The 20,163-nt window shown below is 41.4% G+C and carries 18 protein-coding genes and 4 tRNA genes; all 22 read right to left on the reverse strand.

The window, feature by feature from the left end:
* Nucleotides 1–131: 131 nt before the first annotated feature.
* The 22 genes from rlmN to rpsF all read right to left on the reverse strand — a co-directional run bounded on the left by rlmN (nucleotide 132) and on the right by rpsF (nucleotide 20,022).
* The gene (gene rlmN, locus ACIQ0C_RS24210) at nucleotides 132–1,199 is read right to left on the reverse strand and encodes a dual-specificity RNA methyltransferase RlmN (RefSeq protein ID WP_402835517.1); all 1,068 of its coding nucleotides are present in this window, start codon (nucleotides 1,197–1,199) and stop codon (nucleotides 132–134) included.
* Nucleotides 1,200–1,277: 78 nt separating this feature from the next.
* The gene (gene rlmH / locus ACIQ0C_RS24215) at nucleotides 1,278–1,757 is read right to left on the reverse strand and encodes a 23S rRNA (pseudouridine(1915)-N(3))-methyltransferase RlmH (RefSeq protein ID WP_034316119.1); all 480 of its coding nucleotides are present in this window, start codon (nucleotides 1,755–1,757) and stop codon (nucleotides 1,278–1,280) included.
* A gap of 361 nt (nucleotides 1,758–2,118) precedes the next feature.
* Nucleotides 2,119–2,280, reverse strand: a complete 162-nt coding sequence (locus ACIQ0C_RS24220; protein WP_065310847.1) for a CxxH/CxxC protein — start codon at nucleotides 2,278–2,280, stop codon at nucleotides 2,119–2,121.
* A gap of 176 nt (nucleotides 2,281–2,456) precedes the next feature.
* Nucleotides 2,457–3,677, reverse strand: a complete 1,221-nt coding sequence (locus ACIQ0C_RS24225; RefSeq protein WP_402835516.1) for a S1C family serine protease — start codon at nucleotides 3,675–3,677, stop codon at nucleotides 2,457–2,459.
* A 272-nt stretch (nucleotides 3,678–3,949) separates the two neighbouring features.
* Complete coding sequence (locus ACIQ0C_RS24230; protein WP_402835515.1) at nucleotides 3,950–4,744, reverse strand: MBL fold metallo-hydrolase; 795 nt, start codon at nucleotides 4,742–4,744, stop codon at nucleotides 3,950–3,952.
* Nucleotides 4,745–4,750: 6 nt separating this feature from the next.
* Nucleotides 4,751–5,545, reverse strand: a complete 795-nt coding sequence (locus ACIQ0C_RS24235) for a two-component system regulatory protein YycI (RefSeq protein WP_403064775.1) — start codon at nucleotides 5,543–5,545, stop codon at nucleotides 4,751–4,753.
* Nucleotides 5,532–6,869: a YycH family regulatory protein gene (locus ACIQ0C_RS24240; protein ID WP_403064778.1), complete on the reverse strand. Its 1,338-nt coding sequence runs from the start codon at nucleotides 6,867–6,869 to the stop codon at nucleotides 5,532–5,534. The genes ACIQ0C_RS24235 and ACIQ0C_RS24240 overlap by 14 nt, the downstream gene beginning before the upstream one ends.
* Nucleotides 6,866–8,698 carry a cell wall metabolism sensor histidine kinase WalK gene (gene walK, locus ACIQ0C_RS24245; protein ID WP_403064781.1) on the reverse strand — a complete coding sequence of 611 codons (1,833 nt, stop codon included), beginning with the start codon at nucleotides 8,696–8,698 and terminating at the stop codon, nucleotides 6,866–6,868. The genes ACIQ0C_RS24240 and walK overlap by 4 nt, the downstream gene beginning before the upstream one ends.
* Nucleotides 8,699–8,703: 5 nt before the next feature.
* Nucleotides 8,704–9,411, reverse strand: coding sequence for a response regulator YycF (gene yycF, locus ACIQ0C_RS24250; RefSeq protein WP_034316131.1), 708 nt, complete (start codon nucleotides 9,409–9,411; stop codon nucleotides 8,704–8,706).
* A 279-nt stretch (nucleotides 9,412–9,690) separates the two neighbouring features.
* Nucleotides 9,691–11,109: a peptidoglycan DD-metalloendopeptidase family protein gene (locus ACIQ0C_RS24255; RefSeq protein ID WP_403064784.1), complete on the reverse strand. Its 1,419-nt coding sequence runs from the start codon at nucleotides 11,107–11,109 to the stop codon at nucleotides 9,691–9,693.
* A 410-nt stretch (nucleotides 11,110–11,519) separates the two neighbouring features.
* Nucleotides 11,520–11,592, reverse strand: a tRNA-Phe gene (locus ACIQ0C_RS24260).
* A 29-nt stretch (nucleotides 11,593–11,621) separates the two neighbouring features.
* Nucleotides 11,622–11,697: transfer RNA gene (locus ACIQ0C_RS24265), tRNA-Asp, on the reverse strand.
* Between the two features lie 23 nt (nucleotides 11,698–11,720).
* Nucleotides 11,721–11,792 (reverse strand) — tRNA-Glu (locus ACIQ0C_RS24270).
* 9 nt (nucleotides 11,793–11,801) lie between these two features.
* Nucleotides 11,802–11,877: transfer RNA gene (locus tag ACIQ0C_RS24275), tRNA-Lys, on the reverse strand.
* 260 nt (nucleotides 11,878–12,137) lie between these two features.
* Nucleotides 12,138–13,430: an adenylosuccinate synthase gene (locus tag ACIQ0C_RS24280; protein ID WP_034316136.1), complete on the reverse strand. Its 1,293-nt coding sequence runs from the start codon at nucleotides 13,428–13,430 to the stop codon at nucleotides 12,138–12,140.
* 280 nt (nucleotides 13,431–13,710) lie between these two features.
* Entirely contained in the window at nucleotides 13,711–15,075 is a 1,365-nt protein-coding gene (gene dnaB / locus ACIQ0C_RS24285) for a replicative DNA helicase (RefSeq protein WP_098370315.1), read from the reverse strand.
* A 140-nt stretch (nucleotides 15,076–15,215) separates the two neighbouring features.
* Nucleotides 15,216–15,665 (reverse strand): 50S ribosomal protein L9, encoded by a 450-nt coding sequence (gene rplI, locus ACIQ0C_RS24290; protein WP_034316140.1) that lies wholly within the window; start codon nucleotides 15,663–15,665, stop codon nucleotides 15,216–15,218.
* Nucleotides 15,662–17,632, reverse strand: a complete 1,971-nt coding sequence (locus tag ACIQ0C_RS24295; protein WP_402835510.1) for a DHH family phosphoesterase — start codon at nucleotides 17,630–17,632, stop codon at nucleotides 15,662–15,664. Before ACIQ0C_RS24295 ends, rplI begins: the two co-directional genes overlap by 4 nt.
* A 40-nt stretch (nucleotides 17,633–17,672) precedes the next feature.
* Nucleotides 17,673–18,620, reverse strand: a complete 948-nt coding sequence (locus ACIQ0C_RS24300) for a YybS family protein (protein WP_403064787.1) — start codon at nucleotides 18,618–18,620, stop codon at nucleotides 17,673–17,675.
* Between the two features lie 237 nt (nucleotides 18,621–18,857).
* Nucleotides 18,858–19,097, reverse strand: a complete 240-nt coding sequence (gene rpsR, locus ACIQ0C_RS24305; RefSeq protein WP_034316147.1) for a 30S ribosomal protein S18 — start codon at nucleotides 19,095–19,097, stop codon at nucleotides 18,858–18,860.
* 47 nt (nucleotides 19,098–19,144) lie between these two features.
* Complete coding sequence (gene ssb, locus ACIQ0C_RS24310) at nucleotides 19,145–19,669, reverse strand: single-stranded DNA-binding protein (protein ID WP_403064790.1); 525 nt, start codon at nucleotides 19,667–19,669, stop codon at nucleotides 19,145–19,147.
* 68 nt (nucleotides 19,670–19,737) lie between these two features.
* Nucleotides 19,738–20,022 (reverse strand): 30S ribosomal protein S6, encoded by a 285-nt coding sequence (gene rpsF / locus ACIQ0C_RS24315; protein WP_034316153.1) that lies wholly within the window; start codon nucleotides 20,020–20,022, stop codon nucleotides 19,738–19,740.
* Nucleotides 20,023–20,163 lie beyond the last annotated feature (141 nt).

Here is a 20,163-nt window from a genome sequence, read left to right on the forward strand (position 1 = left end):
TGAAATTAAAAGGCATGAGCCCAGTAGATTACCGGGTTCATGCCCTCAAGGTTTCCTAATTAAATAAAGTGTCTAACTTTTTGGGTTCACTTCAAAAATATTCGTCCTCTTTTTGTTCTTTCTTAATGAATTTACTTAGCTTCAGCTTTCTTGATTTGTTTACTTCTAAGCTGACCGCAAGCCGCATCAATATCCGTTCCATGTTCTTGGCGAATTTTACAATTGATGCCTCTCTTTTTCAGCGTATCATAAAACGAGAGAACGGACTCTTTTTCACTTCTTTGGTATTGGCTATGCTCATCTACAGGATTATATGGGATCAGGTTGACATAGAGGCGATGTTTTTTGTCATCAAGGAGATCGGCAAGTTGCTCGGCTTCTTCTTGATGGTCATTGACATCTTTCAATAGGATATATTCGATCGTAATTCTTCTATTCGTTTTCTCTAAATAATAATCAAGAGACTTCATCAATTTTTCTATCGGGATACCTCGGTTTATTTTCATGATTCTTGTCCTGAGCTCATTATTCGGTGCATGCAATGAGATGGCCAGATTCACCTGTAATTTAGTATCGGTGAATTCATAAATCTTATTGGCAAGACCGCTTGTCGAAACAGTAATGCGCCTGCCCGCGATGGCAAGACCCTTATGGTCCATGAGGACCTTCAAAAAGTCTAACATATTTTCAAAGTTATCGAACGGTTCGCCAATGCCCATTACAACAACATGACTTACAACATCACCTTGTTCCAATTTATCCAGATGCAGTTGGACGTTCATGATTTGTTCCACTATTTCCCCGCTGGATAAATCACGGCTTTTGGCCAATAATCCACTGGCACAGAAACTGCAGCCAATATTGCAGCCCACTTGGGTGGTGACACAAACCGAAATTCCGTATTTATGTCTCATCATAACCGTTTCGATAAGGTTGCCATCCTGTAATTTAAACAGAAACTTAATCGTACCATCCGCTGCTTCTTGCTTGACATGCTCAGTCAAAGTCTGGATGACAAAGTGCTCTTCAAGTAATTTTATGCACTCTTTATTAACATCCGTCATTTCAGAGAAACTCGTCACGCGTGTTCTATAAAGCCACTCCCAAACTTGGGAAGCTCTGAATTTTTTATGGCCATGGCCCGAAAGCCACGCTGTCAATTGTTCGAATGTTAAACCATAAATGGACTCTTTATTCATTCGTTACCCTCTTTTCATTACATTAAGATTAATACTTTAACCCATTACCTTACGGGAATTCCACCGGAATCAGTTCTATCATTTATGATATGGTTCATTTCTATTTATCCGAAAAGCCCGATATATTTGCTCGACTAGAACCAATTTCATTAATTGATGCGGAAAGGTCATTTTCGAGAAGGAAAGGGCATAATCGCTTCTTGATAACACCTCGGTGCCAAGCCCAAGCGACCCGCCAATAATAAAGGCAATTTTACTCTTTCCATAGGTGGCCAGCTGATCCATATGAGTGGCCAGCTGTTCTGAAGTAAGCTGTTTTCCATTGATTTCAAGCGTTATTACGTAGGTGTCCGGGCTGACTTTGGCCAGGATTCGTTCACCCTCCTTTTGCTTTACAATGTCCATGTCCGCTGTACTCAGGTTCTCCGGAGCCTTTTCATCCGGTACTTCGACAAGTTCTATATTAGCATAGGCGCTTAACCTTTTTGTATATTCAGCAATTCCTTGCTTTAAGTATTTTTCCTTTAGCTTGCCAACAGTAATAATCGTTATTTTCATATACATCCTCTAGCTTTCATTATGTTTTTACTATCAATTGTTGGATTTGCCTACCTATTATCATACCTTACAGTGACCTATAAGCAAAACAAGCATATCCTTTCCAATTTTTAATGCTTTTAAAATAAAAACCGCTGCCCTTGAAAGCGGCAACGGTAACTTTCATTATTGAAGAAATTCGGCTGGACTTAGATCCAATCCGAACAAATATCTTGATTATTCGTACAAACAAACGCTTGAATCTAAACCATTCCACCCGCCGCTTTACTCTTTGGAAAATGTTAAGAACAGGTTACAAACATGTTATCCACAAAAGTTATCCACATATCCACAAAATCTATCCACATCTTGTATGGGAATATTAGTTCCCTACTAGATATATTGCCACGTTTCGACAATATTCACAGGTTGTTGATAACTGATTTTCCTCGGGAACCAGCGTTAAAACAGGATAGGTTTCACATTCGTATACCACTTCATCCAGCGCCATGTCCACGTGTTCCTGACAGCAATATAATTTCATCTTTCATATCTCCTTTCCCATTCATTATTCCCAGTACATCCATTCCCAATTATCCACAAGTTACTTGAGATTTTTAATATCAGTATATATCCACAGGCAATCGTAACAAAAAATAAGAAAAGCGCAAGGAAATAGAAAGGACAGGAGGCATTTTCCGCCCCCTGTCCTTTTTTGCTTTAAATTTCGCTGCTTGAAAGCGTGACTTCCGTCGTTTCTTTCTTTCCCTCACGGTAATAAATGATTTTAACTTTATCACCGACTTGTTTTTCATTGTAAAGGTATTTTCTTAATTCCACGACATCATGGATTTTTTCATTATCCATTCCAACTACGACGTCAAATTCCTTCAATCCTGCTTTGGATGCTGGAGAGTTGCTTTGAACGCCTGTTATTGCAACGCCAGAAGTGACTTTCCTTGGCAGCTTTAATGTATTTTGTTGATGATATTGGGAAATTTCTTCTACAGATGCCAGGTTCACACCTAAGAAAGCACGTTTCACTTCACCAAATTCCTCTATATCATTAATAATCGGGATAACTGAATCGATTGGAATGGAAAGACCGATTCCTTCCACTGCATTTTCTGCAATCTTCATCGAATTTATTCCGATGACCTGCCCTGACATATTAACGAGTGCCCCTCCGCTGTTACCCGGATTAATCGCCGCATCGGTCTGGATTACCTCCGCATTCCAGTCCACTTGTCCGTCCTCATTGATATCCACTTCTATCGTGCGCTCCAAACCGGAGATGATCCCCTGTGTGATCGACCCAGAGAATTGAAGGCCTAATGGATTACCAATGGCAATGACGGGCTCACCAGGTTTCAATTTGCCCGATTTTCCGAATTCAGCAATGGTTTTGATTTTTTCACCCTTAACGACAATGACGGCTAAATCTGTCCATGGGTCACTGCCTTGTAGTTCAGCTGGCAATTTAGTGCCATCACTTAATGTCACTTCAAGTTCATTAGCTCCTTCAATGACGTGATTATTCGTGACGATATAGGCCTTGCCGCCATCTTTCTTGTAGACGACTCCAGAACCAGTGCCGGCTTCTGCCGAACTGTCCTCGGCGTTGCTCCCTTGACCCCAGAAGTTCGTTTCCTGAATGTTAGTGATGCCGACCACTGCGTCGCTGGCTTTATCAACGGCATTGGTGACGGCACTTGTTACATCAAGAGTAAGGTTTTGCTGGGACTGCTCCGTGGTCTCCCTCTCCGTTGATTTTTCCGTTGTCATTTCGTTTTCATCGTCATTTAACAGTCCACTTCCCGGAAAGGCTAATAAAATAAGTAAAGCCCCGATGATGGCGCCCCCCAAGCCTGCTAGAAAATAGCTCGTATGGCTTTTTTTCCGTTTATTTTGGTTTTCATCATTCTGATCATAATAACCCAAGACCGCCCCATCCTCTCATTTTAGGAATGTATTATAGCAATTCTATTGTTTGGTATCCTCCCTCAATTATACTCAATTACCGAAATTTTTCTAAAAAAATGCATGCTTAATTTAAGGGGCAACATAAAATTGACTAGTATCAGCCATTTTCCTTTTACCTATACAGTTCTAACCAAACGATACCCCTTTTAATCCGATTCGTAACTTACGAATCGAAATTTTTAAAAATAAAAAGGAATGAACAAGGTATCCCTCATCCATTCCTCTTTCATTTATAATGTAACAAGTTCAGTTGGTCTTTTCGGGTCAGTATCATATAAGGAAAATTGTTCACCCACGATGATCCCCTTTGTCTTTAACGTCTGTTCCACCGACATTCTAGCTAGGTCCTTCATATTGTTATCAAGGCTTAAATGGGCCAAGTAAATCCGCTTGGTCTTATCACCGGCCACTTCACTCATTGCAAGGGCAGCGTCTTCATTACAAACATGTCCGACATCACTTAAAATCCGGCGCTTGATGCTCCATGGATATTTTCCCATCCTCAGCATGGACACATCATGGTTACTTTCGAATACATAAGCATCGGCATTCGAGATGATTCCTTTCATCCGATCACTTACGTACCCTGTATCGGTAATGACCACAAGTTTCTTATCTTCATGATGAAAGACGTAAAACATCGGCTCTGCCGCATCATGTGAAACGCCAAAAGATTCTATATCAAGACTGCCGAACGTTTTGATCTGTTCCATTTCAAATGTGAATTTTTGTTCGGTTGCAATTTCACCGATCGATCGCTCCATGGCATCCCATGTTTTTGCATTCGCATATATCGGGAGTTTATGTTTTCTGGCAACCACGCCAAGACCTTTAATATGGTCGCTGTGTTCATGGGTAACAAGGATGCCGGACAGCTTCGACATATCACGGCCTATATCCTGAAACAATGCTTCCAGGGCTTTACCGCTTAAGCCGGCATCGACAAGGAATGATTGATCCTCCGTTTCCACGAAAAAGGCATTTCCTGTACTCCCGCTTGCGAGAACACTAAAATGCATTGTCATCTATACTCACTCCAATATTTTTTCTTCTGTATTCAATTCAATGACCTCTCCATCAAAAGCATTCACGAAGAGATCCGTTTCGCCATCAATGACCACCCACCAAGTTGGCACAAGTAAATGTGACACAGATGTCGTCTGCAGCGAATTATAAAAACCCAGTTTTACATTCGTGACTTTGCTTTTGGGATCAATATCACCATTCTGATACAATGCTCCAATAGCCGTTAAAGCAGATTTCAATTCTTTAGGTTTATTGAATTTTTTGATCCCCTCTAAATACATCTGTTCATAGGAAACGATTTCACCCTTCTTGTTCAGATATAGAGTGACCTTCCCTTTACTATTATTAAAAAACATCTTTTTATCTGCCACTTGATAGCAGATGATGGTCTGGCTGATTTCATCATAGCTCCAAAAATGATACTCACTTCCATTTAATATATACTCCTTCAGGAATATATCAACGTCTGCAGCCTGAATTTCCTCTTTCATGCCAACCGGTATCTTAAATGTACCCACAAGCTTCTTATCATCGATGATTTTTGCTTTTTGATTCTTTAGGTGTTGTATATCTTTCTTCTCGAAGGTCTTGCTTTGGGCAGTCAGGAATTGATCCGACTTTTGTTTCGGAAGTGGGGTTTCTATTGAAATCTCATCTTCTTTCAAAAGTTCATCCGTAAGAGGCTCCGTTAAGCTTTCTAATTGGGAGTCATTAATCTTTTCAAGGAATTGATAAAGAAGAAAAATATTCAAAACGAAGAAAACCATGATGAAAATCGACTTTGTATTATTCCAATCCACTTTGATCGCCTCCCGTATCTTCATCAAAAGGCACAATAAACCATTTATCGCCGATACGATAATACCAAGTGGGCTCAAGTGTAACTAGAGTTACAAGTTTGGAATCCAGGGATTTATCCAGTTTATAGCCTATCGAGATGTCCTCTACGCTATTGAAATCGATATTATCTTTCGATTTCAGCTTATTCACTACTTCTTCACCGCTTGGTAAAGTCTTTGGCGATCCTACTGACGGGAGGACTGAGTCAAGTTTAAAATATGGACGGTCATAGCTATAAATTTCTTCTTTACCCCAAATTTGCTCGATTTCCGTCATTCCGTAATCATTGAAGGCCGGATAACCATTCACGAATAAGCGGAATACCACTCGTTGCTCATTCTCCGACATATAGGCAAAGCGGTAATTGTTATTTTCCCAACCGGCATGTTCATTGATGAAATCAATGCTTTTTTGCAAAAGGTCACTGGAACTGTCAAATAACTTGCTCTTTTGTGCCGGATTGATATAAGAAATTAGGTAATTCTCTTTATTGACCGTCATCAGTCTTGTTCCATCCGTGTATTCCTCACCGACCGAAACGGGTTCCTGTCGTACATACTTCGGATTAATAAATAGAGCGCTTTTAAGGTCTCCAATATCCAAATAGTCGATATAATATTGAAGTCTATTGATCTCCACTGGGTTTTCCGGGACGAACAGCGTCCTTTTGCTGTTTATCGTTTCGGCCGTGTATTCAGGGTGCTTATCGTAAGAACCCTGATAAAATGAATCCATGAAATTCCTTAGTTTTTTAGAGTCAACCATGCCTTGATAAATCTTCCCTTGATCATAGGAAACAAAATAAACGGCAGATACATTACCACTGATATCCTTTTGCTTAATGATGATTCGATCAAACGAAAATTTAGGCACTTCCGTATCCGCTATATTCAATACCGTTTTATAAAGAGAGATGGGGATCTCATCGGAAAATTCGATTTCGATCGATCCATCTTCATGGACAAAATCGTCAAATTTCCTTTGCAGCCTTTTTACGGATACCTCTTTTATTCCGCTGAAACGCCAATGAGAAAATTCTTTTTCCATTTCATTTATCTCTACCGGATTGGAAGTCTGGAAATGCTGCCCATTGCCATGGAAAAGGATACTGACTGGTTTAATGACATCACTGACTATCTGGACATCGCTTTTAATCTTTATAAATTCCGACGATTGTTCAAATGGATCATATTCAGGCTCGTACGTCCAAATGCTCCATGTCAAAAAAATGCTTGTCCCAACCAAAATAATCAGTATGATACTTTTTGCACGTTCAAAATTCATGACCAATCATCCTCTTCTTCCTGTTCGTAAGGAAGTGTAAAGAACACGGTAGTTCCTTTTCCATCCACACTTTCCGCCCATATTTTCCCGCCATGCGCCACGACCATCTCTTTTGCAATCGCTAAACCAAGCCCTGTCCCGCCTAAGTTACGGGCCCTTGCTTTATCCACACGGTAAAAGCGGTCGAATATTTTATCAATCACGTTTTTCGGGATACCCACTCCTTGATCTGTAATGCTCACAATGATAAAGCCATCGGATGGCCTGACGCGGAAAGTCACTTGACCCCCTTCAGGTGAGTACTTTAATGAGTTGGAGATTACATTATAAAGAACCTGGGTGATTTTATCTTCATCAATATCCACAAAATAAGCTTCCTTCGGCAAATCACGCTTAAATGTGATGTCATCATTTTTCGTCATTTCAAAACGATCGATGATATGATCATAGAATTTATTGAAATTCACCCAGCCCGTTTTAAGCCTGTAATCCTTACTGTCCATTTTCGAAAGCTGTAACAGATCATTAACAAGCCTGATCATTCGCTCCGTTTCATTTTGGGTCACACTTAAAAAGGATGGAGCGATTTCCTCGTCCTTCCATGCACCTTCAGCCAATGCCTCCAGGTAACTTCTCATCGTCGTTAACGGAGTTCGCAGTTCATGTGATACATTGGCAACGAATTCCCTGCGTTCACTCTCGATTTTTTCCTGCTCTGTTATATCATGCAAAACCGTGATCAAACCATTAACGAATCCCGTTTCCTTTTGAATGACCGAAAAGTTCCCCCTCAAAATGAAAGGCCGATTTTTTTTGCTGTAATCAAGGATAATGGACTCTCGCTCTTCCAGTAAATCCTCAAATTTATATTCTTCTTCAAGACCCAATACCTCAATGATCGGTTGGTTCATGACGGTTTCACTCGAGACATTCAATAATTGTGCCGCCGGTTCATTAATCAAGTTCACCCGACCGCGCCTGTCCGTTGAAATTACGCCATCCGTCATATTGGCAAGTACGGAAGAAAGCTTACGCCGCTCTCCCTCTGTGCTTGATTGCGACTCTTGAAGCTTTTTGGTCAAATTATTGAAAGTGAGGGCAAGCTGGCCAATTTCATCATCGCCATATACCCTGACTTTTCTGGAGAAATTCCCTTTCGCCATCACCAGGGCCTGTTTTCTCATATCAGACATGGGTCTAGTGATCGTTCGTGCGAGCAGGATCCCCAAGATGGCCGTAATGACTAAGGCGATGGCCGTACCCGTCATGAAGATGCTATTGATTTCATCCATCTGCTCAAAGACATTTTCCATCTCGGCTATTACATAGACGGCGCCAATGACCTCCTCATTTGCTTCAACGGGTGTCGACAGGACCCAGAGCCGCCTGCCTGTTTTCAGATCCCGAAATATATCATTATCTTCTTTTCCATAAATGAGCGTATTCTTAATGAGGACCTCTGTCGTCTTCTTCCCTACAATATCCTGGTTACCTCGGGCTGAAGTTCCGATCACGCGTCTGCTGCGGGTGTCGATGACACGTACTTCCGAAATATCATTCGATGAATTATCCGGGTCTTTCAATATCGCATTAATCGCTTCTTCGAGGGTCGGATCTTCCTCTCCCCTCTCTTTTTCCATTTCTTCACCTATACTGTAGGTAAGCAGGTTAACGTGACCTTTTATTGATTTCGTAAAGTTCCCGACAAGATTTTCTTCCAATTCCCCAACAAAATATACCCCGATTATTTGCATCGCCACGAAAATGAGCAATACATAAATCAGAACAAATTTAAAATGAATTGAGCGAAAAAAACCAACCTTTTTCATAGAAACTACTCCTGTTCAGGGTTACGCAGGTAATAACCGACCCCTCTTCTAGTTACAATCCAGCCAGGATGGCTTGGATTGTCTTCAATCTTCTCACGAAGACGTCTGACCGTTACATCGACCGTACGCACATCCCCGAAATAATCATAGCCCCACACGGTTTGTAATAAGTGCTCCCTTGTCATGACCTGACCGATGTGCTTCGCTAAGTAATGAAGCAACTCAAATTCGCGATGCGTCAATTCAATCGTATCGCCCCGCTTGGATACCACATACGCATCCGGATGGATGGTGAGCGTTCCTATCGTGATTTCCTTCGGTTCATTTTCTTGATCGGGAACCGGAACAGCTTGCTGACGTCTAAGGTTCGCCTTAACGCGGGCAATTATTTCCCGGGTACTAAATGGCTTTGTCACATAGTCGTCTGCACCAAGCTCCAATCCTAAGACCTTATCTATCTCTGAGTCTTTTGCCGTTAGCATGATGATCGGCGTCTCATACTTCTTCCTTACTTCCCTGCAAACTTCCATCCCATCGCGCTGTGGCAGCATGATATCAAGTAAAATCAAATCAGGTTGGCGTTCTTCCACCATTTTGAGGGCTTCATTGCCATCATAAGCACAAAAAACTTCGTAACCTTCTTTTTTTAGATTGAATTGTAATATATCAGCAATTGGCTTTTCGTCATCCACTACCAGAATCTTTTTATCCATGTACTTATCTCCTTTTTTAATAACTGAACTGAATCTATTAAAAACCGTGTCCTTATCCGGGACCTTATTCACTTTTCCTTCTGCTTGCACCAAGCTTCGCAACCTGGTTTTAGCAAAGTTACATATATATACCCAATAAAGGGGCTGAACACCGGAATGAAAGCAAATTGTCTCTATTCTACTTTATCATTTTATAGGCATTAAATCACCTTTTTCCTATTATTCTCATCTATATGAAACAGAAGAAGTCTTCGAATATGTTTCGAAGACTTCCATCGATTACTGACTTATATAGTTAAGCGGATTAACGAGAGACCCGTTTTTATATATTTCAAAATGGAGGTGGACACCGGTCGAGTGCCCTGTTGAACCCATCATGCCAATTTTCATGCCTTTTTCAATCTTTTGTCCCGCTTTTACATCTATTGAATCTAAATGGGCATACACAGTCTTATACCCATTATTATGATTGATCGTTATCTTATTTCCATATCCTCCGGAGTTCCCGGCAGTTTCGATTATCCCATGATCCGCTGCCGTTATGGTCCTGGTGGTTGGCCTTGCAATATCGATACCTTTATGAAGCTTCCCCCAGCGCTGGCCCTGCTTACTGGAAATATAGCCCCCATCTGCAGGCCATGAATATGTACCGCTTCCCTGTGAAGGAATGACCTTGGTGCCTTTTCTGGTGATTTCTGTTTTGGCTTTTTCCGTGACTTCTTTTTTTACGATCGTTTCACTGATTTTCTTCCCATTTGTTTCAGATACATTATAGGTGAACCCAAGGATTCCCTCATTCCCTATTTGGTCAGTAATGAGTTCACCCTTTGGAAGTTCGTCATCCTCCTTCACTTTCTTTTCAAAAGGAATCCTCTCTTCCTTAAATACTTCTCTTTCTACCATTACGTTCACATAGGGGTTACGCTGGGTCACATAGAGACGCTCGCCCTCTTTAATACCTTTGTCCTCATCCTGTCCGGGATTCAGCTCCAGCAGTTGATCCAGGTCCATATCATGCCTAGTGGCAATGGCTTCAAGATCCTCATCTTCCTTAGCCTCATAGATCGTCTTTACTTCCTTTCCTTCTTTTATCATGGAAAGGGTTTTATCGACACTCTTGATTTCGTCTGGATATACCATTGTCTCTTTAAACGTAACGGGAAGTGAAAATTCGATGTCCAGAATTCTGCTTCCTGGCTCTTTTAACGGATCCACATCTTTTTCACTTTCTTTTGTACCTGATTCGTATTCAGCGTATTCCTCTTCATTTACATATAATAAAATGATTTTCTCCAGAACGTCCTCTGCATCTTCCTTTGACGCAACATAAGCGACCGCCTGATTATCTATGTCGATTTCATACGCCTCTGCCTTCACATGCCACTGATCTTTAATTCCCTTAACAGCCTGATCCTCTTTAATATCTTCATCGAATACCTCTTCAGGTACGAACTTCAGCTGTGTCTCCTTATCGAATGTAAAGTCAGGATAATCCTCCTGTGCTTCTTCTACCTTATCGGCTACGATGTTTTCGATTTCCGTTTCATCCGTCACACTGCCGACGAACTCATCGTTAAGATAAACATGCTGAATGGTTGTAGTTTCCGATATCCCCGCAGCAGTTACCCGATTACCTGCAAGCACTAAAATGACGGAAACCATCAACAGGATGATCCCCTTGCCTTTTGAGCTAAACATATATTGTCCTCCTTAACGGCTCAGTCACCAATTAAGAAACTAATCAAATTTATTTTGAGATTTATTAGTCCAATTTAAATATCCAGATGCTTATGACTGATTTCTTTAATGATTTTTATCACTCATAACTCTACCATATTAAGAAAAAAAACAAGAAACAGACTTCATAATGTAATAGAACTGTATAAATGGTGACAACTTGTACCAATAGATATGGTAATGGGGAAAGTTCAATGAACTGAGGAAAAAGAAGTGGTCCTAAGCCCAGTAAGGTTAAAAGCGAGTTTTAGTCCGAATTGGCCGAAAATGGTATGTTACAAATTGTTAACAATCTATTAACAAGATTTCATTCAGAATAATCTGGACGCAAAACAAAAAAACGCCCTAAAGGAAAGGCGTTTATACAAGGATGGCTCAGGACGGAATCGAACCGCCGACACAAGGATTTTCAGTCCTTTGCTCTACCGACTGAGCTACTGAGCCAAATATTCTATTTTAGGATAAAAATAAAATGGCGGTCCCGACGGGAATCGAACCCGCGATCTCCTGCGTGACAGGCAGGCATGTTAACCGCTACACCACGGGACCAGAAAAGCATTTATATAAAGAAGTGACCCATACGGGATTCGAACCCGTGTTACCGCCGTGAAAGGGCGGTGTCTTAACCGCTTGACCAATGGGCCGGAAAAAAATGGTGAGCCATGAAGGATTCGAACCTTCGACCCTCTGATTAAAAGTCAGATGCTCTACCAACTGAGCTAATGGCTCGTTCTATTGAAATGTTTCTTTGCAGGTTGGTAACTTAACATCTGCAGCTTGTTAATGGCTTGTTCTATTGTGACGACGCTTTTGATAATATCATGGATAATATAGTTTAGGCAATAGTTTTTTGAAATAAAATTATTTTTTTCTTATCTTTTTCATTTCCCCTATAGTTTTGTTCCTTTCATTCGATATCCCGGACCTCCAGCATCGATAATAATAATGAAAGAAGAGCCGGCAAAAAAAGCCAGCTCCTTTTTCATGAATTACGCTAGACGCCAAGGGCTTCTCACGACATTTGTTTGGTTACGGTCAGGACCGACAGAGAAAGTGGTCAAAGGAATGCCTACCAATTGAGATACGCGCTCTACATAGTGGCGAGCGTTCTCTGGAAGCTCATCCAATGATTTGCAACCAGTGATGTCTTCTGACCAGCCTGGTAGTTCTTCATAGACTGGTTTACATTCGCCAATCGCTTTCAAAGTCGCTGGAACCTCATGAATGATTTCGCCTTTGTATTCATAGGCCACACAAATTTTAACCGTATCAAGACCTGATAATACGTCAATCGAGTTCAATGATAAATCGGTAATCCCGCTGACACGGCGAGCATGGCGAACGACAACAGCGTCAAACCAGCCTACACGGCGCGGTCTGCCTGTAGTTGTACCATATTCACGGCCAATTTCCCGGATTTGGTTGCCGACTTCATCATGCAATTCTGTAGGGAAAGGACCATCGCCCACACGGCTTGTGTATGCTTTACATACTCCAACCACATGGTTGATTTTCGTAGGACCTACACCAGAACCGATCGTAACTCCACCTGCAACAGGGTTAGATGAAGTGACGAATGGGTATGTTCCTTGATCGATATCAAGCATGACACCTTGTGCACCTTCGAATAATACCCGTTTTCCTTCATCAAGTGCGTCATTCAATACAACGGATGTATCACAAACATATTTCTGCACTTGTTGTCCGTACTCATAGTATTCTTCCAAGATATCTTCGATTTTGAAACCTTCCGTTTCATAGAAACGTTCGAACATACGGTTTTTTTCGACAAGATTTTGAGACAATTTTTCCTCGAAAATTTCACGGTCCAAAAGGTCTGCCATACGGATTCCGTTACGAGCAGCTTTGTCCATATATGCAGGGCCGATTCCCTTTTTAGTCGTTCCAATTTTGTTGGCGCCTTTACGGTCTTCTTCGACTTCATCCAATTTGATATGGTAAGGAAGAATGACATGTGCACGGTTCGAGATACGAAGATTATCCGTACTCACCCCATGGCTATGTAAATAAGCAAGCTCCTCTACAAGAGCTTTCGGATCAACTACCATACCATTTCCAATGACACAAATCTTATCACTATAAAAAATCCCTGACGGAATTAAATGCAGTTTATAGGTAACGCCGTTAAATTTAATTGTATGCCCTGCATTATTCCCACCTTGATAACGAGCGATGGCTTCCGCATTCTGGGATAGAAAATCTGTTATTTTACCTTTACCTTCGTCTCCCCATTGTGTACCGACTACTACAACTGATGACATCTGAATAAAGCACCTCCAAAGGTTCACGTAATACCGATCATTAACCGGTTCTTATCAAACAAACCTATTTTATCAATAATCCAAACTGGAAGTCAATACAAAATCCGAACAATACACTTTTTAAAAAATTCTTTGTTCGTAAATATGAGAAATTTCTTCCCGATCTTTTTGGATTGTCATACATTATTGTACCCTCTGATTTCTTTTTCTATTATCATAAGGGCCTTTCTTTTTCCCGAAACAGAGAAAGCCCGCCATTACATGAATGGCAGGCAGTCCCCTATGCGCCGGGAGACATCGAATCATCATCGAAACGGCGTTCGAGGTTAACGAATTTATTATATTCTTTTACGAATGCAAGCGAAACCGTGCCTACCGGACCATTACGCTGTTTCGCTATAATGATTTCGATGATATTTTTATTCTCGGATTCTTTATCATAATAATCATCACGGTATAAGAATGCGACGATATCGGCATCTTGCTCGATACTCCCGGATTCCCGGATATCAGACATCATCGGGCGCTTATCCTGACGCTGCTCCACTCCCCGCGATAGCTGGGAAAGGGCAATGACGGGCACTTTAAGTTCACGGGCGAGCGCTTTGAGTGAACGTGAAATCTCGGATACCTCTTGCTGACGGTTGTCGCCTGAACGACCATCGCCTTGGATTAACTGCAGGTAATCGATCAATATCATGCCAAGACCATGTTCCTGCTTCAAACGACGGCATTTGGAACGGATTTCACCAATCCTCACACCTGGCGTATCATCGATATAAATGCCGGCATTCGACAAGCTTCCCATCGCCATCGTCAGTTTACGCCAATCCTCATCAGTTAAGGAACCTGTCCGTAAATTCTGGGCGTTGATATTTCCTTCAGCACAGAGCATACGCATAACGAGCTGCTCTGCACCCATCTCAAGACTGAAAATCGCTACATTCTCCTCCGTTTTGGTCGCAACATTTTGAGCGATATTCAATGCAAAAGCGGTTTTACCAACCGAAGGACGGGCACCAACTATGATTAGGTCATTACGTTGGAAGCCTGCTGTCATTCGATCCAGTTCAGCAAACCCTGTCGGTATTCCCGTGACATCCCCTTTACGGTTAGTCAAAACTTCTATGTTATCGTACGTCGCAACCAATACATCCTTAATATTTTGAAAAGACCCGGAATTTTTACGTTGGGCCACTTCCATGATCGTTTTTTCTGCTTCCCCGAGTAGCTCCTCGACCTCGTCCTCGCGACTGTAGCCTTCCTGAGCGATGTTAGTCGCTGTCCTGATCAAACGGCGCAGCAATGACTTCTCCTCGACGATGCGGGCATAATATTCAATATTGGCCGCGGTAGGCACCGATCCGGCCAATTCACTTAAATAAGAAACCCCGCCAACTTCTTCAAGGTTTTTTGTCGCAGCCAATTCCTCTGTCACCGTAATCAAATCGACAGCTTTTCCTTCGTCATTCAATTTAAGCATCACATTAAAGATCTTTTGATGAGAGCTTCTGTAAAAATCCTCCGGAATCAAAACTTCCGATGTAACGGTCAATGAAGAGGGCTCAAGAAAAATGGCTCCTAGCACAGCCTGTTCGGCTTCTATATTTTGTGGGGGAATCCTATCCTGAAATTGTTCTATCATATCTTAAAACCTCCCATTCTAAGAGGATACCTTTTATATGTTTCTAGTAAAAAAGAAAAAAGTGAAAGGACAACGTGCCCAATCACATTTTTCGTCTATCTCTATTTTATCAATTTTTCACAGATATGAAACAGCTAAAATTAGTTAATTTCTTTCACATGCACAGTAAGTGTCGCAGTGACTTCAGGATGAAGCTTGACTGGAAGCTTTGTATGCCCTAAAGTGCGGATGCCTTCAGCAAGCTCCATTTTACGTTTATCAACCTTGATACCGTGTTTTTTCTGAAGCTCCGATGCAATTTGTTTAGTCGTGATGGAACCGAATAAACGCCCGCCCTCACCAGCTTTGGCAGAAAGTTCAACCGTTAATTTCTCCAGCTGCACTTTCAATTCTTCAGCTTGCTGCAGCTCTTCCGCTGCAAGTGATTCTTCTTTATTTTTCTGGGCTTCCAAAGTTTTTACATTTGAATTATTTGCTTCAACGGCCAATCCCTGTTTAAGCAGGAAATTATGTGCATAACCATCTGCAACATTTTTAACTTCCCCTTTTTTCCCTTTACCTTTAACGTCTTTAAGAAATATTACTTTCATTCTTTTTGTCCCCCTTCTAAATATTCATCAATTGCTGCTTTCAATCGGCTTTCGGCTTCATCAATGGAGCATACCTGTTGAGTAGCGGCATTCGTTAAATGTCCGCCTCCATTCAACATTTCCATGATCACCTGTACATTGATATCACCAAGAGAACGCGCACTTATGCCAACTGTATCATCAGATCGCTTAGCCATTACAAAGGAAGCGACAACGCCATCCATGGTCAATAGGGTGTCCGCAGCCTGAGCAATGAGCACCTGATTATGAACCTGGTCGGTTTTTGCCGCGGCAATGGCAATCCCCTTTTTATAAAAAATGACTTCTTCAATGAGCTTCGAACGTTTGATATAGGTGTCCACGTCTTCTTTTAAGAATTTCTGGACAAGTACCGTATCAGCCCCATGCGCCCTTAGATAGGAGGCTGCATCGAAAGTACGTGATCCCGTTCTTAAGGTGAAGCTTTTAGTATCGACGATGATACCTGCAAGAAGTGCCGTAGACTCCAGCATATCAATCTTTGAGCGTTTTGGCTGATATTCAAGCAGTTCGGTCACAAGTTCTGCTGTTGAAGATGCATATGGCTCCATATAGACGAGCAATGAGTTCTTGATGAACTCCTCACCCCGGCGATGATGGTCGATGACCACAACCTTATCGATCCTATTCAATAACCGCTCTTCAATCACCATGGAAGGTTTATGTGTATCGACCACAACCAGCAAGGTCTCATCCGTAATCATTTCAAATGCATCATCAGGTGTTATGAACCGGGAATACAGCTCTTCTTTATTTTTGATCTCTTCCATTAAACGAAGGACACTGCTATCGAGCTGCTGGGTGTTTATGACAATATAGCCTTCACGTTCATTCATTTGGGCAACTTTCAAGATCCCGATCGCTGAACCGATTGCGTCCATATCCGGGTTTTTATGGCCCATGACAATGACTTTATCGCTATCAAGGACTATATCCTTCAATGCATGGGAAATCACACGGGCACGGACCCTCGTGCGTTTTTCCATCGGATTGGTTTTGCCGCCATAGAATTTCACTTTTCCATTCGCTTGCTTTATGGCTACCTGGTCACCGCCCCGCCCTAAAGCGAGATCCAAGCTGGACTGTGCAAGCGTACCTAGTTCCGGCAGGGATGAAACGGCCGAGCCGACCCCGATGCTCAAGGTCAATGGTACATTTTGCTTGGCCGTCGTTTCCCTGATTTCATCCAAAATCGAGAATTTCCCCTTTTCAAGCTGCTGAAGGATATGCTCATTAAAGACAGCGATGAATCGTTCCGAGGAAACCCGTTTAAAGAAAACGCCATTATCCCTTGCCCACTTATCAAGAAGTGAGGTAACCAAGCTATTAATGCTGCTTTTACGCTGATCATCCATACCCTGTGTCAAATCATCATAGTTATCAAGAAGAATGATCGCAATTGCCGTTCGCTCATCTTCATATAATTTCTCAATTTCCACTTGCTCCGTTACATCAAAAAAGTAAAGAAGCCGTTCATCACGCTTATGGACCACCTTGAATTTCCGATCGTGGAGCGTAAGTGTCTCTGTCTCGATCTCTTGCTTGATTAACGGTACTATCGAGTCCGCAACATCGTATAGCGATCTTCCTGCCAAGGAGTCTTCACTAAAACAAGAAGCCAGGAATGGATTGGTCCATTCAATGTAATAATCCTCATTAAAGAGCATGATCCCAATCGGCATTTCCAATAACGCTTCCTCGCCCACCTTCTTTAAACGGTAGGATAAAGTCGTTATATACTCTTCTGTCTTCCGTTGCTTTTTTTCTACCATTCTTAATGTTAAATAAAATAAACCAGCAAGAATCAATAGTCCAACAAGTGCAATAACCCAATTATAATAAGCCAGTACGCCCAAAAGTAAAACGACTGCGGCCAGCACCCCATATAATGGGGACTTAATCGAGTATTCTTTCAAATAAGATGGCATAGTTTCAGCTCCTAAAAGCATCTGTTTTACAAAAAAGTCTCTATTCCTTTTTCTTGATTGTCTCCCTAAAAGGAAAGCCTAAATCTATTATACCTAAAAATCGGACGGCCGTCGTTATAATCGGGATCGGCAGAAGCAAAGAAAAAACCACGATTAAAACAGGTATCGCCTTAACCCATGACTTAACAGGAGCGATATAGAATATCAGGGAATATCCTTGTAATAAAATGAAGAACTGCAATATGAAAAATAGGTTCGTTATGGCCATATATACAAAACTGTTCTTGTCCGTATTCACAAAAAGAGCGAGAAGCATCGTAATTAAATAATACCATAAAAGGCTTTTCGGGAGTCGCAGATCTCGAAAATGGGGCCATTTTAACGCCTTATCACTGAATCTCTTCACAATGGGATGCGCCGCAAAGAAAATCAATAAAACCATGATGACGGACATCAAGACGAACAAACTTGGCATCAGCGTGTTCATCATATCGATCGATTCATACATCCGCTTTTTGACTTGCTCCGTCGGTGCCTGTCCAAAAGAATCCATGATGCCGATTGTATTTTCAATGGACCCCTCAGCCATGTTCATCGATTCTTCTATGTAATTAACATCCGTTATCAACACTGAAGCTGCATATATTAATAAAATGCCTCCCAGGAAGACAAGGACTGCGCTTATGAACATAGGTGCCATCGGTTTGTCCTTTTTCAAAAAATAGCCGATAGCGATTCCCGTTGCCCCCATGAGCAAGGTCAGCGGAACAGACAATATCGTCCCGATGAGGATCGACAATAACGAGGCTACAAATAAGTAACCAAGGCTCCATGATAACTTTTGTTTGATTGTGACCAGTATGAATGGAATGGGTAAAAAGAAAGTAGTGAAAATACCCAATAGTGGGATTTGAATGGTGATGAACAATAAAATGCAATATAGTGCCAGAAGTGCTCCGCCCTCGGCAATTCGTCTCCCGCTATTCATCTTTATTTCACCCCCCTGTTATTATTGATGTCTTATCTCCATCTTTATATTGTATCCGTTACGGCCAGGATATTTCAAACATCACAGTCTTTTTTAGGATATGAATATTTTTTCTGAGGAAAACAACCGGATAACTTCCTTCTGAAATAAAAAAAACCGCAATTCAGCGGTTTTCAGGCATAAGTGACAACTTATGAAAAAGGCACATTAAGGATAACTCCTCAATGTGCCAATTTATTATTCACCAGATACATATGGTAGTAATGCCATAGTACGTGAGCGTTTAATAGCAATCGTTAATTTACGTTGATATTTAGCGCTTGTGCCAGTTACACGACGTGGTAAAATTTTACCGCGTTCTGAGACGAATTTTTTAAGAAGATCTACATCTTTGTAATCAATTTTAGTGATTCCGTTAGATGTGAAATAACAAACCTTTTTACGCTTACCGCGTCCTTTACGTCCACCCATTGCCATAATAAATTTCCCTCCCTGCTTTTTGAATTTTCATTTTAAACGGATGTTTAAAACGGAAGATCGTCATCTGAAATGTCGATTGTCTTACCGGCATTTGCAAACGGATCATCATCTACACGAGTGTAGTTGTTATTGCTCCGTTGATTCTGATTTGGATTTTGTCCATACGAATTGTTGTCATTTCCGTTATTTCCATAACTTCTTTGACCTCCACCGTAAGAACCGCCTTCATTTCTTTCACCCGCTGAACTGCTTCGTGGTTCAAGGAATTGAACGCTCTCAGCCAGAATCTCCGTCACATATACGCGTTTGCCGTCTTGTCCTTCATAATTACGTGTTTGGACACGTCCATCCACGCCAGCTAAACTGCCCTTTTTCAAGAAGTTAGCTACATTTTCTGCCGGTTTACGCCAAACTACACAGTTAATGAAATCCGCTTCACGTTCACCCTGCTGATTCGTAAAACTACGGTTCACAGCTAAAGTAAAGGTAGCTACAGGAACTCCATTAGGTGTATATCGTAATTCAGGATCTTTAGTTAAGCGTCCTACCAAAACTACGCGATTCATCATCAGAATCAACCCCTAGGTTTCAAGCTTGTTTCATGTGAAACAAGATTAGAATTTATATTAATATCGAATTAAACTTCTTCTCTAGTAGCCATGTGGCGAATAATGTCTTCACTGATTTTAGCAAGACGATCGAATTCTTGAATCGCAGCACTTTCAGCGTTAACTTTAAGAAGCATGTAGTAACCATCACGGAAATCATTGATTTCATATGCAAGACGGCGTTTACCCCATTCTTTTGCTTCTACTTCCGCACCATTATCAGAAAGGATTGTGTTGAAACGTTCAACTAAAGCTTTTTTAGCTTCTTCCTCAATGTTTGGACGGATGATATACATAATTTCGTATTTTCTCATCACTGTCACCTCCTTTTGGTCTAAGCGGCCCAATTGGGCAAGGAGCAATTATTTATAATTACTCACAAGATAAAATTATAGCATAGTTATAGAGGCTTTGCAACGCACGGTTCGACTTATTACAATTAATTGTAATCTAAT

It is taken from the genome of Peribacillus sp. NPDC096448 (assembly GCF_044762675.1).
GTDB lineage: Bacteria > Bacillota > Bacilli > Bacillales > DSM-1321 > Peribacillus > Peribacillus frigoritolerans_B.